The following is a 13418-nucleotide window of genomic DNA, read 5'->3' on the forward strand; positions in this document are numbered from 1 at the left end:
CCGGTTGTGCCAAGGTAGCGCGCGGTCGCCAGAAGCGACGTGTGCGGTGGCTGGCCTGGTGTTGGCTTTCGTGTGCTTGTTCGCCTTTGGTGCGTGCTCGTTGGGCGCCGTCGGAATCGTGACTACTCCATCTGCTGTCGACCGTTGCGCTTGCCCGCGCCGAGGTCGGTCGGCGTGTGCGCGGGAGATTCCGGAGGTTTCGCGGCAGCAACGCCGCCGTTGCAGTGGTGCATGCCGGCAGCCATTGGCTGGGCGGTGCAGCAGCCACTTCGTGGTTGCTTGCTCAATTTTCGTTTCGCATTTCATATTCAAGGGGAAGTAGATGAAGACGAATCATCGCGCCGAGCGCATTCCATGTCGTCGCCGTGGCCAGCTGGCAGTCGCTGTTGCCGTTGCCTTGTGTGCGACAGCAACGGGGGCTGCATGGGCGCAGGATGCCGCGGCAGGCGCCACGCAGGAGAAGCCGGCAGCCGCTGCCTTGGACGCCAAGGATCTGGACACCGTGATCGTCACCGGCTCGCGCATCCGCCGTGAGCCGGGCTTCGAAGGTCCTGCGCCGGTTACCGCCATCAGTGCGGAAAAGATCCAGGCATCCGGCTATACCCAGATCGCCGATCTGGTGAACCAGTTGCCGAGCTTTGCGGCAACCCAGACCAGCCAGACTGCCAACCAGACGGGCAATGTCGGTGTCAGTGCGCTGGACCTGCGTGGCATGGGCGTGCAGCGCACCTTGACGCTGGTGGATGGGCGCCGCCAGGTTGCGTCGATCCCCGGCACCGCCGGTGTCGACGTAAGCGCACTGCCTGCAAGCATGATCGAGCGCGTGGACGTGGTCACCGGTGGCGCATCCGCGCTGTACGGTGCCGATGCCGTCAACGGCGTGGTCAACTTCGTGCTCAAGCGCGACTACGAAGGCCTGGAAGCCAGCGTGCGCTACGGTGATTCCTCGCGCGGCGACATGCCTACGTATACAGGCGATGTTCTGTTCGGCAAGAACTTTGCCGACAACCGCGGCAACTTCACCCTGTACGGGTTCTGGGAAGAGAACTCAGGCACCGTGCGCGGCCAGGATCGTCCCTGGACCGCCAACGGCTACCCGTATTACGCACGTGCCAAGAGCAGCGATCCGTATGTGATCCTGGACAACAGCCGCAACGGCTACAACTCGCCCAATGCGACCGTGTTGCTGGGCAACTGCACGGTGGCCAATGCCGCCAACTGCCTGTACACCTTCAATCCGGATGGTTCGCTGCGTCACTCGCAACTCGGCCCGGGCGGGCTGACCAACCTCAGCACCGGCTTCAACGTGCTGCAGCAGGGCACTACCGATGGCGGTGAGTTTGGTGGCCGTTACGATTCCTGGTACCTGGTGACGCCATCGGATCGCCAGACCGTGCGCTCGACGCTGGATTTCGACGTCAACGATGCGCTGCGCCTGGTGGGTACGATCAACTACTCGCAGAGCCAGTCCGAAGCGTCCTGGCGCTCGCTCAGCACCTATGGTTCGGGCGGCAGTGAAGTGGTGCCGTATTACAGCCCCTTCATCACCCAGGAAATGATCACCGCCAACGGTGGTGCGTTCACCAATGGCATCGCCTTCGGCCGCCACTTCGACGAAGAGCTGGGGCACATGCGCCAGCAGACCGACCGCAAGCTGTTGCAGGCCACCGTAGGCGCCGAAGGCTATTTCGATTTCCTCGGTCGCAGTTGGAACTACGAGGCTTACTACTCTTACGGCCGCAGCCGCCAGCGCACCCGTGATCTCAACGCTGGCTCCTATGACCGGCTGCTGTCGGGCCTGAATTCCTACGTGGATGGCGCTGGCAACCCGATCTGCTGGGATGGCCCGGCCGGCTGCGTGGCGATCAATCCGTTCAAGCGCCTGACCTCGGAGATGGTCGACTGGCTGACCTATGACACCGACTGGTCAACGACCACGCTGACCCAGAAGGTTGCATCGGCCTATGCCTCCGGCGGCCTGTTCGACCTGCCCGGCGGTGAAGCCAAGATCGTGGTGGGCGCGGAGTACCGCAAGGAGCGCAATGAGATCGGCACCATCGCCCAGTACGACCCGACCAATCCGGCCTATGACGCCAGCCTTGGCACTACCCAGAACGGTTTGAACGGCGAGTTCAGCGTCAAGGAGATCTTCAGCGAGCTGAGCCTGCCGCTGCTGTCAGGCGTGACCGGCGCCGAGCGTCTGTCACTGGAGCTTGCCGGGCGCGTCTCGGATTACAGCACTGCCGGTCGTACCACGACGACGAAGCTCGGTCTGGAGTGGGCGCCGATCGCCGATATCACCTTGCGCGGCACCTACGGCAAGGCGATCCGTGCACCCAATATCGGTGAGCTGTACACGGCGGGCAGCGTGTCGTCGGCGTGGATCTACGACCCCTGCAACGACTATGCGCTGGCCAACCGCACCAGTACCACCAGCTACACGGCGGGCAACTGCGCGGCCATCAGCCCCAGCGATACCAGTGTCGGCAATTACTGGCAGTGGAAGGACATCGTCTATTCGGGCAACGTCAACCTGAAGCCAGAGACCGCCAAGACCACCACCTTCGGCATGGTGCTGCGGCCGCGCTTCATCTCCAACCTGACGGTGTCCGCCGATTACTACAAGATCGACCTGCGCGGGGTGATCTCCACCCTGGACTACCAGACCATCCTCAACCGCTGCGTCGACCAGGCCAGCCTGGACAACGCCTTCTGTGATCTGGTCACCCGCGATTCGGCTGGCGATATCGTCGAGGTGGCAGTGCAGCAGTTGAACCTCTCGCAGAGCATCGCCCGCGGTGTCGATATCAATGCCAATTGGTTTTACGACCTGGGCGGGGCAGCGGGTTCCAATGCTGGTCGCATTCTGGTTGACCTGAGCTATGGCCGTACGCTGGAACGCAAGTTCGTCGCCGACCCGCAGAATCCTGACGATGCGTGGGACTACCTCACGCTCTGGGGCACGCCGAAGTGGAAGGGCACGGTGCGCACCGGCTGGTCGAATCCCAAGCTCAGCGTCTACTGGACCCTGCGGCATGTTTCGAAGATGCGTGGCAGCAATACTTCAACTGCCGCGTATGAGCGCGAGTGGGCAGGCAATACCTTCTACAGCGATTTCTACGCCAGCTATCAGTTCACGCCGAAATTCAGCGTGTTCGGCGGTCTCAACAACGCCTTCGATCGCGCGCCGCCGCGTGTGCCGGGCGCGGAGGCCGGCGGTGCCGGCTTCAACCAGAGCGGCTACCAGGCCGCGGTGTATGACGTGCTTGGCCGCACCTTCAACATCGGTCTGCGCATGAAGCTCTGACGATCTTCGCTGGGTGCAAAAGAACAGGGCCGACGGAATGACCGTCGGCCCTGTTTGTTTTCAGCCTGATGGAAACCGCAGCGACGCTGCGGTTTCGCCGACTCAGTTGGCCTTGCTGTTGTAACGCAGGGTCAGCTGGTACTCGCGGCCCGGCTGGTTGTACCAGGCGACGGTTTCGTACTCGCGGTCGAACACGTTGGCGGCCTTGGCCTGCAGGCTCCATGCATCGTTGATGGCGTACTCGACACGCACGTCAACGGTGCCGTAGCCAGCCAGACGCACGCTGTTGGCAGCGTTGTCGAAGCGGTGGCCGCTGCCTGCAGCGGTTACGCCCAGGCGCAGCGGGCCGAAGCTCTTGTCCACGTCCAGACGACCGCTGGTGCGCGCGCGGCGGGCCAGCAGGTTGTCATAGGTGGCAGCGCCGGAGGTGTGGTCGCGCGGGTCGGTGAAGCTGGCCTGGGCGTTGATGTCGAAGCCGGCCAGCGACAGGTAGCCGGTCAGCTCGGCGCCGCGGATGCGGGCTTCGGCAACGTTGACCAGGTCGAAGTTGCTGTCATAGCCGATCAGCTGGTCGACGCGGGTTTCATAGGCGTTGAAGGTCCAGTTCCAGTTGTCGGCGTACTGCGCGATGCCGAGGTTCAGGCTCTTGGATTCTTCCGGCTTCAGGTTCGGGTTGCTGAAGCCCGGGTAGTACAGGTCGTTGAAGGTCGGTGCCTTGAAGCCGGTGCCGGCGCTGGCGGTCAGGCGGAAGCCGTTACCGAAGGCAAAGCCGTAACCCAGGCTGCCGGTGGTGTGGTTGCCGAACTGCTCGTTGTCGTCATTGCGCACGCTGGCCTGCAGCGAGTGCGCGCCGAACTGGCCCTGGTACTCGGCAAACACGCCAAGGTTGTCGCGCTGGTCGATGTCGAAAGCGGTGGAGCTGGTGACCTTGTCGTTCTGCCAATCGGCACCGGCGGTGATCTGCTGGCCTTCGGCGATGGTGAAGTCGCCCTGCACGCTGGCGGTGTCGCGGCGGGTATCGAAGGCGCTGGCGAAGCTGCGGGTGCCGGTGCTGGCATCAGCGAAGTAGTTGTCGGCTTCGTCGCGGTTGCGGCCAACCTGCGCGCTCAGGTTGAAGCGCTCCGATGCAGCCCAGGCGAGCTTGGCGCCGAAGACCTGCTGGCGGTTGTCGGCTTCGTTGCCGCCGAAGATGCTGCCGTCGTATTCGTTGAAGCTGTCGGCGTTGAGCACATGGCCTTCCAGGCTCAGCGTGTCGGTCAGGGCGTAGCCACCGCGCACGTTGATGGAGGTGTTGCGGTAGCCATCGCGGTCCGGCTCATCGGCGAAGCAGCCAGCGCCCCAGCCAGCGGCGGTGCCGCGGCAGGCGTTGATGCCGTCGGTTTCCTGGTAGCCGCCCTGGGCCGAGATCCAGCCGCGCTCACCGCGGTTGCTGAAGCCGGCGCTGACCTGACGCAGGTTGTTGCTGCCGGCGGTGATCGCCAGGTTCTGCTGCAGGCCCTTGCCAGCGTTGCGGGTGAAGATCTGGATCACGCCGCCGATGGCCTCGGAGCCGTACAGGCTCGAACGCGGGCCACGCACGATCTCAACGCGCTCGATCTGGTCGACCGGCAGGTCCTGCAGTGCGGCCATGCCGCTGGTGGCGGAAGCAACGCGCACGCCGTCGACCAGCACCAGCACCTGGTTGGAGTTGCTGCCACGCAGGAACAGCGAGGTGATCTTGCCGTTGCCGCCCTGGTTGGCGAAGTCCAGGCCAGCGCGGCCGCGCAGCAGGTCCTGCAGCGAGTTGGCCTGGCTGTGGTCGATCTGCGCACGGTCGATGACCTGCACCGGCACTACGCTGTTCTCGATGGAGACCGGGGTACGGGTCGCGGTGACGGTGACGTCGTCCAGCTCGGTCGGTGCATTCTGCGCGGCGGCAACGCCCGGCAGTGCGAGGGCAAGGGCGAGCGAAAGAGAGTGGTAAGACAGTTTCATGGAAGCTCCTGGGCCTGCACGCTCCCGCGCAGGCGGATGGGGAAGGCTGCCAGAAGAGGGAGAAGACGGAGGCGGCGCACACGGCGCTACAGCCGCCGCCATGCCCTCCGCATCGCAACCAGTCGGCTTTCGGGCCGGTCTCCGGACTCGCAGGCGAGGCGGCATGTGCCGCTTCCGTCCAGGCGCCTTCCCGTGTCGAGCACAGTGGCGGTATGCCTGGTCTTGTCCTGCTTACCGTTGCGGGGGCAGCGCCGGAATGGCGACATGCTGGAGATCCAGCAATGCGCGGCACCGGCTTCCCGTTTCAACCGACCGGCAATGCCGGGCGGTCACCTGAAAGTGCGCGCATTCTAAGCCATTGCTGTCAGCGCTGCCGGAACGGGCGGCAACGGCCGGCATAGCGCAGTGTCTGCAAGCGCGGCTCAACCTAGCCCGGGCAAGCGTCAGCGCGCCCGGGGAGCTCATAACGCTGCAGGCCTGCACCGGTGTCGCAATCTCGTTCCCCGGGTGCGCTGTGCTTATCCGGGCTACGGTTGTGCGCTTGTTGCGGCTGACTGCTGGCTGGCGGCGCCGCCCTGCGCAGCGCTGTTGCTGAATGGCTAGAATGCGCGCTGCAAACGCAGTATCGGAAGTGTCGTGACAGAAACATGGTACGGGCAGGCCTGCGGCCAGCCTTCGCAGGAATACCGGCAGCGCGCCCTGCTGCGCCAGCGCCAGTTGACCAAGCCGGAAGGCGCCCTGGGCCGCCTGGAGGCGCTGGCGGTGGAACTGGCCGCGCTGCAGGGCGTGGATCAACCCGCGGCGCTACGTGTGCCGGTGATTGTGTTTGCTGGCGACCATGGCGTCACCGCGCAAGGCGTATCGGCTTACCCGGCCGAAGTGACGGTGCAGATGCTGCACAACTTCGCCGCTGGTGGCGCCGCCATTGCAGTGCTCGCACGCGAGCTTGGCTTGCCGCTGCATGTCTGGGATGTGGGCAGCCGCGCCACCGCCGCGATTGCCGGAGTGGTCAGCGCCAAAACGCTGCATGGCACGGCGGATTTCAGCACCGGTCCGGCGATGTCGGTCGAGGATCTGGAGGCTGCGTTCGATGCGGGTCGCCGCGCGGTGGAAGCTGCCTGTGCCGACGGCGCGGATCTGCTGGTGCTCGGCGAGATGGGCATCGGCAACACCACCGCTGCCAGCGCCGTGGCTGCCGCGCTTGGCGAGATGTCACTCGATCAGTTGGTTGGTGCTGGCACCGGGCTGGACGCGGTGCGCATGGTGCAGAAAAAGAACCTGATCGCACGTGCGTTGAGCCTGCATGGCGAAGCGATCAGCACCGCCGAATCTCCCGGCTGCGCGGCATTGCAGCGGGTCGGTGGCTTGGAGATCGCGGCGCTGGGCGCGGCGATGATCGCCGCCGCGCAGCGCCGTATTCCGGTGTTGGTGGATGGCTTCATCGTCTCTGCGGCGGCATTGGCGGCAGTGCGCATCAACCCGAGCCTGCGGCCGTGGCTGCTGTTCTCGCACCAGTCGGCTGAGCGCGGTCATATCCGCCTGCTGGAAACCCTGCAGGCGCAGCCGCTGCTGTCATTGGACCTGCGCCTGGGCGAAGGCTCCGGTGCCGCGCTGGCCTTGCCGCTGGTACGCATGGCCTGTGCCCTGCACAACAGCATGGCCACGTTCGCCGAAGCGGCCGTTGCCGATCGCGGTGGTGGCCGATGATTCTCGATCTCATGCGGCACGCCTCCACTGGACGTGCCGGTCATCTGGACGGACGCACCGATCCGCCCTTGATCGATGGCGCGATGGACACCTTGCACCGCTGCCATGCCGGCATTGGCTGGAGCCGGGTGATCACCTCGCCGCGTCGGCGCGCGCTGGATACCGCGCATGCATTGGTGGCCGGCAGCAACCAGTTCTGCGAGATCCACCCGGATTGGGCCGAGCTCGATTTCGGCGATTGGGACGGACTGCATTTCGATGAAGTTCCTGCCGAACAGCTTGCTGGCTTCTACAGCGAACCGCACGATGTGGTGCCGCCCAATGGCGAATCCTGGCAGCAGTTCCAGGCGCGTGTGGAAGCGCAGCTGCATCGTCTGGTGGACGAAGATGATGGTGATGGTCAACCGGTGCTGGTGGTCAGCCATGCCGGTGTATTGCGGCTGGTGGTGTCGCGGGTTTGTGGGATGAGCCTGTCCTCGCTGTGGGCGATGCGCATCGATTACGGCACCCGTGTACGCCTGCGCGTGGAGCGCGGCGAAGACGGCCAGTTGTGGGGTGAACTGCTGGAGTTGCGACAACCATGATTGGACGCCGCCTGATCCTTGCCATCCAGTTCCTGACCCGGTTGCCGACGCCACAGGTGCGCGACTTCCGCCAGGAAGATCTGAGCAGGTCAGCGGTGTACTACCCCTTGGTTGGCGCCATCATCGGCGTGCTGCTGGCACTGCCGCTGTATGGCCTGTCGGATCGGCCATGGCTGGCAGGTGCGCTGACCTTGTTGATGTGGGTATGGGTGACTGGCGCCTTGCATCTGGATGGCCTCGGCGATGTCGCCGATGCTTTCGGTGCGGCGCATCGCAATCCGCAGCGCTTCCTGGAAGTACTCAAGGACCCGCATATGGGCGTGTTCGGCGTGGTGACGCTGATCATGCAGCTGCTGCTGAAGTTCGTGCTGCTGACCGAGCTTGCGGTAGGCCCGTTGTGGTTCGGCATCGTGTTGGTGCCGGCATGGGCGCGCTGGGGCACCTTGTGGTGGAGCCAACGCATACCCTCGCTGCATGGCGATGGTATGGGTGAGCGTTTCTCCTGGCAGCTGCGACCGTCAGCGATGTGGTTGTGGGCGGCCTTGTTGGCTGCTATCAGCGTGTTGTTCGCGTGGCCGTTGTTGCTGGCACTGCTGCTGGTGCCGCTGGTTGCGCTGTGGTGGAAGCGCAAGCTTGGTGGCATCTCCGGCGATGGCCTGGGTGCAAGCGTCGAAGTGGTGGAGACGCTGCTGATGCTCGCCTTGGTGATCCTCGCACCGCTCGCCACCGGTTTCGTGGGAGCGGCTTGAGCCACTCCAACAAACGCGAGGCGCGGCTTCAATCCTCGAAGCGGATCTCGGTGGTCTCTTCTTCGTCGGCATCGGCCTGCATATGCGTTTCATGCACCGGCCCGGCCTGTTGGCCCGCGCGCGTGGTGGGCAGGGCGCCGGCGGCGACTTCGTACTCGGCGACCAGTTGCTGGCGACGCGCCTCGGGTATTTCCTGCCAATGGCAGCCGACCAAGGCGCCCTCCAGTGAATACAGCAGGTTGAGGCTGGGTTTGAAGCCAGCGCGGCGCACTTTCATGAACGCTGCAACCGGGCCAATCGCACTCAAATCCTGCTCGCTGCGCAAACCAACCTGACGCAGCCAGGCTGCACTCTTGGGGCCGATGTTGCGCAGCTTGGGTGCGCTCATTGCAGCGCCTCGACAAACACCTGGGCGATGGCTTCCAGCCCCAGCTGGTCGTCGGCATCGAAACGCGCGAGCACCGGGCTGTCGATATCGAATACGCCGATCAACGCACCGTTGTGGACCAAGGGTACGACCAGCTCCGAGCGTGAGGCTGAGTCGCAGGCGATGTGGCCTGGGAAAGCATCCACATCCTCGATGCGCTGGGTCTGGCGGCTACTGGCAGCGGCGCCACACACGCCCTTGGACAACGGAATGCGCACGCAGGCCGGCAAGCCCTGGAACGGGCCAACCACCAGTTCCTTGCCGTCGTAGAAGTAGAAGCCCACCCAGTTGAGCTGTGGCAGCGCGTGGTAAACCAGGGCCGACAGATTGGCGGCATTGGCAATGCGGTCAGCTTCGCCATGGACAAGGGCGCGGGCTTGGGCCAGCAGCTGGGCGTACTGTTCCGGCTTGCTGCCGGTGAGCGTGTCGGTGTTGAACATCTTGGGAGTCTAGCCGCTGCGTGACTCCCGATTTTGCCAGCCGTTGCTGCTGAGCGCAGCCATCGGCAATGGAATGCTGGATCGCAGGCAAAAAAAGACCCGGTAGCGGGAGGGAGCTACCGGGTCTGGGATTGCGCGGGGGAGGGACCGCGCAAATTCTGTTGTCTGGATATCAGCGCGTCTTGCGCTGGGGCTTGGCGGCGAAAGGCTGGCGGACCAATGCGCCCAAGGCCTCACCGGTCTTCAGGCTGAGCCCGAGCACTTCCTGGTTGGCGCTGGCCAGCCGTTCCATGTTGTCGCGCGCCAACTGCATGCCCTTGGGCAGCAGGGCCTGCAGATCCGCCTGCGCACCGGCCTGGGCCAGTTCGCCGAAGAAACCGGCGGCGGCAGTGGTATTGCGTTCGAAGGTACGCAGCTGCACGCCAAACACGCTTTCAGCGTTCTCCAGCGCCAGCCGGTTGGCACGATTGGCCACGGCAGCGAACTGCTGGGTATAGCTGCTGAAATCGTTGGGCTGAGCGGACATCGGTGCAATCCGGCGGGTCTTGTTGCGATGCAGCATAACGCGGTTTTGGCGCGGTGCAACATTAAATTCTGAACGATTAAGCATTCGTGCCGTCTGTAGAGCCGAGCCATGCTCGGCTGGAGCATTCCCGGGAAGGCGTCTGCCGAGCATGGCTCGGCACTACCGCTCCCTCCCTTTGCCGCGGGCAAGGGGAGGGCTGGGGAGGGGTTGGCTTTGAGGCTTCATGCACGGCCAGCTTCGCGGCTTACGCCGCTCCTACAAATGCCGCTGCATGGTCGGGAAGTCCATGTAGAGCCGAGCCATGCTCGGCTGGGACGTTCCTGGTAAAGCCCCTGCCGAGCATGGCTCGGCACTACAGGGGACTCCGGTAAAGCCTCTGCCGAGCATGGCTCGGCACTACCGCAGTCAGGCGGCCTTGTCGCCCTTGTAGCTGCAGCCGGAGGTGCAGGTTTCGTGCACGACTACTTCGCTGAGCAGCGGCAGTGCCGGCTTCAGCTTTTCCCAGATCCACATCGCCAGGCGCTCGCTGGTGGGGTTTTCCAGGCCGGGGATGTCGTTGAGGTAGTTGTGGTCGAGCTGGTCGTACAGCGGCTGGAAGGCGGCCTTCAGCTCGCTGAAGTCCATGATCCAGCCGGTCTCAGGGCCGGGTTCGCCGCTGACCCGCAATTCCACGCGGAACGAATGACCGTGCAGGCGCGAGCATTTGTGGCCGACCGGAACGTTGGGCAGCCGGTGGGCGGCCTCCAGGGTGAAAACCTTGAAAATATCCATGGGTGCAATTGTAGGGTGCTGCCGACGCCACGCGTACCAATGCGCGATGCCAGTCCATCTTTCATATCCATCCTGATGAAGCGATGTAACGAATCGTTATGTGCGAATGCAGCAAAGTGATTGGCCGGACATTTGCCGTTCATGAGGTACTGGCGCGGTTGTCATTCACCTCTCCCGGATTCCATGCCTACTCGTTCCTTGCTCGCCTTCGCGGTGGCCGCTGCCATCGCTGCACCCTCCCTCGCCCTGGCTGAAACCGCTGCCGACGGCAGCAAGACCCTCGATGCGGTCCGTGTCACCGGTTCCAACATCAAGCGCACCGATACTGAAAGCGCCAATCCGGTGCAGGTGATCGAACGCCAGCAACTGGAACAGACCGGCAAGGCCAGCGTCGCTGACCTGCTGCGCTCGATCTCCGCCAATACCGGCAACGCCAGCAATGAAACCAGCAATAGCGGCTGGGCCTCCGGCTCGGCCGGCATCGGCCTGCGCGGCCTGTCGCAGAAAAACACACTGGTGCTGCTCAATGGCCGCCGCCTGGCCAACTACGGCTTCCCGGCCGGCGGCCTGTCGGACACCTTCGTCGATTTGAACGCGCTGCCGCTGGTCGCTGTTGAGCGTATCGAAGTACTGAAGGACGGCGCCTCGGCGGTATACGGTTCCGATGCGGTGGCCGGCGTGGTCAACATCATCACCCGGCAGAATTTTGAAGGTGCGGAGGTCGGCGTCAGCGGCGGTACCTCCGACGCGGGCGGGCTGGATCAGCAGAACCTCAAGTTCATCGGTGGGCTCGGTGACCTGGACAGTGATGGCTACAACATCCTGTTCTCGCTGGAAGGTTATAACCGCGATCGCCTCGACCAGGACCAGCGCGACCTGACCCGCTCGGGCATCTATACCGACAAAGCCGGCGGACGCTGGAATGGCTGGTCGGCCAAGGGCGCGCGCTATCTGATCGGCGGCAAGTCGGTGCCGATGCTTGATGCCGCCGGCAACTGCCCGGAAGGCACGGTGCTCACCGCCAGTGCACCGATCGATGGCCTGGCCGGTGATACCTGCGCCTTCAACCAGGCGCCGTACACCACGCTGATCCCCTCAACCAAGCGCTGGCAGGCCTACATCAACGGCACGCTGCGCATCAATGATTCGGTGGAAGCCTTCGCTGATGTGATCTACAGCGACATCAAGGGTGTGTCGTGGTTTGGCTCCAGCCCGTTCTTCACTCTGGAAAGCGGCCGCTTCGCGCTCAACGCCGACACCGGTCTGGCCGAGCCGGTACGTTCGACGCTGCCGGCAGCCAATCCGTACAACCCGTACGGGGTGGATGTGCCGATCGAATACACCTTCTTCGACCTGGGTGGCACCATCAAGACCAACCGCTCGCGTTCCTATCGCGGCGTGCTCGGCCTGCGTGGTCAGACCGAGAAGTGGGATTGGGAACTGGGTGCGTTCCAGGCTGCCAGCAAGCAGCGCGAGACCGTCTCCGGTGGTTTTGCCAATCGTTGGACGCTGTACGACGCATTGGCCAGTGGCAGCTACAACCTGCTCAATCCTTCGGCAACCGATCCGGCGGTGCTTGCCGCGATCGGCCTGAGCACGCTGCGCCCGGCCGAGTCGGTGCTCAAGGGTGTCGATGCCAAGGTGTCCGGCACCCTGGGTGAAACCTGGGCCGGCCAGATCGGTTTTGCCGCCGGTGCCGAATGGCGGCAGGAAAAGCTCGACTCCGACAACCCCTGGCAGATCGATGCCGGCCTGCAGGTGCGCCCGGCAATCGCCGAAGTGCACGGCCAGCGCCAAGTCAGCGCCGCCTACGCGGAAGTCAGCGTACCGCTGCACAGCACACTGGAACTGCAGGCGGCCGCGCGTGCCGATCATTACAGTGACTTCGGCAATGCGTTCTCGCCCAAGCTCGGCCTGCGCTGGCAGCCGCTGGACTGGTTGCTGGTGCGTGCCGCTGCCTCGCGTGGTTTCCGTGCGCCGTCGCTGTCGGAGAACTCGGCATCGACCAGCATCGCGTATGGCTCGGTGGTGGATCCACATGATCCGGATGTCGCCGGTTCGCGCCAGAACCCGACCTTCTTCACCGTCGGCAACACCAACCTCGATCCGGAGCGCACGCGCAGCTTCAACGCCGGCTTCGTGCTGTCGCCGTGGCAGAACACCAACCTCAGCGTCGATTACTACCGCATCAAGCTGGACAACCTGATCGGCACCGGCAACACCACCACGCTGGTGGCGGACAACGATCCGGCCAATGTGCTGCGCGATTCGCGTGGCAAGCTGCTGGCGGTCTATAACCGTTACCAGAACCTGAGCCAGCTGGAGACCTCCGGCATCGACATCGAGCTGCGCCAGCGTTGGCAGACAGCAAGCGCAGGTGACTTCGGCCTGTCCTCGGCGTTGACCTATGTCATCGACTACAAGCGACCGCAGGTCGTTGGCGGTCCGCTGGTGGATTACGCCGGCTCCAACCTCGGCCCATCGCTGCCGGATACCAAGGCCACCACGACGCTGGACTGGGCGCTGGGTGATTGGCGTACCGCGCTGACCTGGTATTACACCAGCAGTTATGACCAGGAAGGCAGTGCCGCGGCGAAGGCCGTGCAGAAGGAGGTCGCCAGCTATAGCCAGTTCGATCTGTACCTGGGCTACACCGGCATCGACAAGCTGACCGTGTACGCAAAGGTGCAGAACATCGGTGACCGCCAGCCGCCGTACGACGCAACCTTCCCGGGTGTGCGCGCACCGTATGACTTCAGCCAGTACGACCTGCGTGGGCGCTATTACACGCTGGGTTTTGATTACCGTTTCTGACTGAAAGCCCGCGGTGCTTTAGCCCCTCTCCCGCTTGCGGGGTGAGAGGGGCAGATTGCGAACCACCGGTTCGCTGCCCGTCGAACGCCCTTGCGCCAGCGCAAGGGCCGGGGCGCGGA

General features: G+C 64.2%; 10 protein-coding genes and 1 riboswitch. Of the genes, 5 read left to right on the plus strand and 5 right to left on the minus strand.

What is annotated here, in order from left to right:
* Positions 1-322 precede the first annotated feature (322 nt).
* Positions 323-3307, plus strand: coding sequence for a TonB-dependent receptor domain-containing protein (locus Q5Z11_RS03695; RefSeq protein ID WP_303748777.1), 2985 nt, complete (start codon positions 323-325; stop codon positions 3305-3307).
* A gap of 102 nt (positions 3308-3409) precedes the next feature.
* Here the strand turns inward: Q5Z11_RS03695 and btuB are convergent, their stop codons facing one another.
* The gene (gene btuB / locus Q5Z11_RS03700; RefSeq protein WP_303748778.1) at positions 3410-5281 is read right to left on the minus strand and encodes a TonB-dependent vitamin B12 receptor; all 1872 of its coding nucleotides are present in this window, start codon (positions 5279-5281) and stop codon (positions 3410-3412) included.
* Between the two features lie 115 nt (positions 5282-5396).
* Positions 5397-5633: riboswitch (cobalamin riboswitch) on the minus strand.
* A 284-nt stretch (positions 5634-5917) separates the two neighbouring features.
* Here btuB and cobT point away from each other — a divergent pair.
* Genes cobT through cobS form a run of 3 tightly spaced genes read left to right on the plus strand, consistent with a single transcriptional unit; the run spans position 5918 to position 8321 of the window.
* Positions 5918-6988 (plus strand): nicotinate-nucleotide--dimethylbenzimidazole phosphoribosyltransferase, encoded by a 1071-nt coding sequence (gene cobT, locus Q5Z11_RS03705; protein WP_303748779.1) that lies wholly within the window; start codon positions 5918-5920, stop codon positions 6986-6988.
* Positions 6985-7572, plus strand: a complete 588-nt coding sequence (locus Q5Z11_RS03710) for a histidine phosphatase family protein (protein WP_303748780.1) — start codon at positions 6985-6987, stop codon at positions 7570-7572. Before cobT ends, Q5Z11_RS03710 begins: the two co-directional genes overlap by 4 nt.
* Positions 7569-8321, plus strand: coding sequence for an adenosylcobinamide-GDP ribazoletransferase (gene cobS / locus Q5Z11_RS03715; RefSeq protein WP_303748781.1), 753 nt, complete (start codon positions 7569-7571; stop codon positions 8319-8321). The genes Q5Z11_RS03710 and cobS overlap by 4 nt, the downstream gene beginning before the upstream one ends.
* A 28-nt stretch (positions 8322-8349) precedes the next feature.
* On the opposite strand, the gene Q5Z11_RS03720 is transcribed toward cobS, so the two are convergent.
* From Q5Z11_RS03720 to queD, 4 genes are all read right to left on the minus strand, one after another.
* Positions 8350-8709, minus strand: coding sequence for a TfoX/Sxy family protein (locus Q5Z11_RS03720; protein ID WP_303748782.1), 360 nt, complete (start codon positions 8707-8709; stop codon positions 8350-8352).
* On the minus strand, positions 8706-9188 hold the full coding sequence (locus tag Q5Z11_RS03725; RefSeq protein ID WP_303748783.1) for a GAF domain-containing protein: 483 nt from the start codon (positions 9186-9188) through the stop codon (positions 8706-8708). Before Q5Z11_RS03725 ends, Q5Z11_RS03720 begins: the two co-directional genes overlap by 4 nt.
* 172 nt (positions 9189-9360) lie before the next feature.
* Positions 9361-9714: a phasin family protein gene (locus tag Q5Z11_RS03730; protein ID WP_303748784.1), complete on the minus strand. Its 354-nt coding sequence runs from the start codon at positions 9712-9714 to the stop codon at positions 9361-9363.
* A 405-nt stretch (positions 9715-10119) separates the two neighbouring features.
* A complete protein-coding gene (queD, locus tag Q5Z11_RS03735) occupies positions 10120-10485 on the minus strand; it encodes a 6-carboxytetrahydropterin synthase QueD (RefSeq protein ID WP_057627955.1) in 366 nt (121 codons plus the stop codon).
* 183 nt (positions 10486-10668) lie between these two features.
* On the opposite strand from queD, the gene Q5Z11_RS03740 reads away from it, so the two are divergent.
* Entirely contained in the window at positions 10669-13299 is a 2631-nt protein-coding gene (locus tag Q5Z11_RS03740) for a TonB-dependent receptor (RefSeq protein ID WP_303748785.1), read from the plus strand.
* Positions 13300-13418: the final 119 nt, after the last annotated feature.

The sequence above is a fragment of the Stenotrophomonas sp. 610A2 genome (genome assembly GCF_030549615.1).
Classification (GTDB): Bacteria; Pseudomonadota; Gammaproteobacteria; order Xanthomonadales; family Xanthomonadaceae; genus Stenotrophomonas; species Stenotrophomonas pigmentata.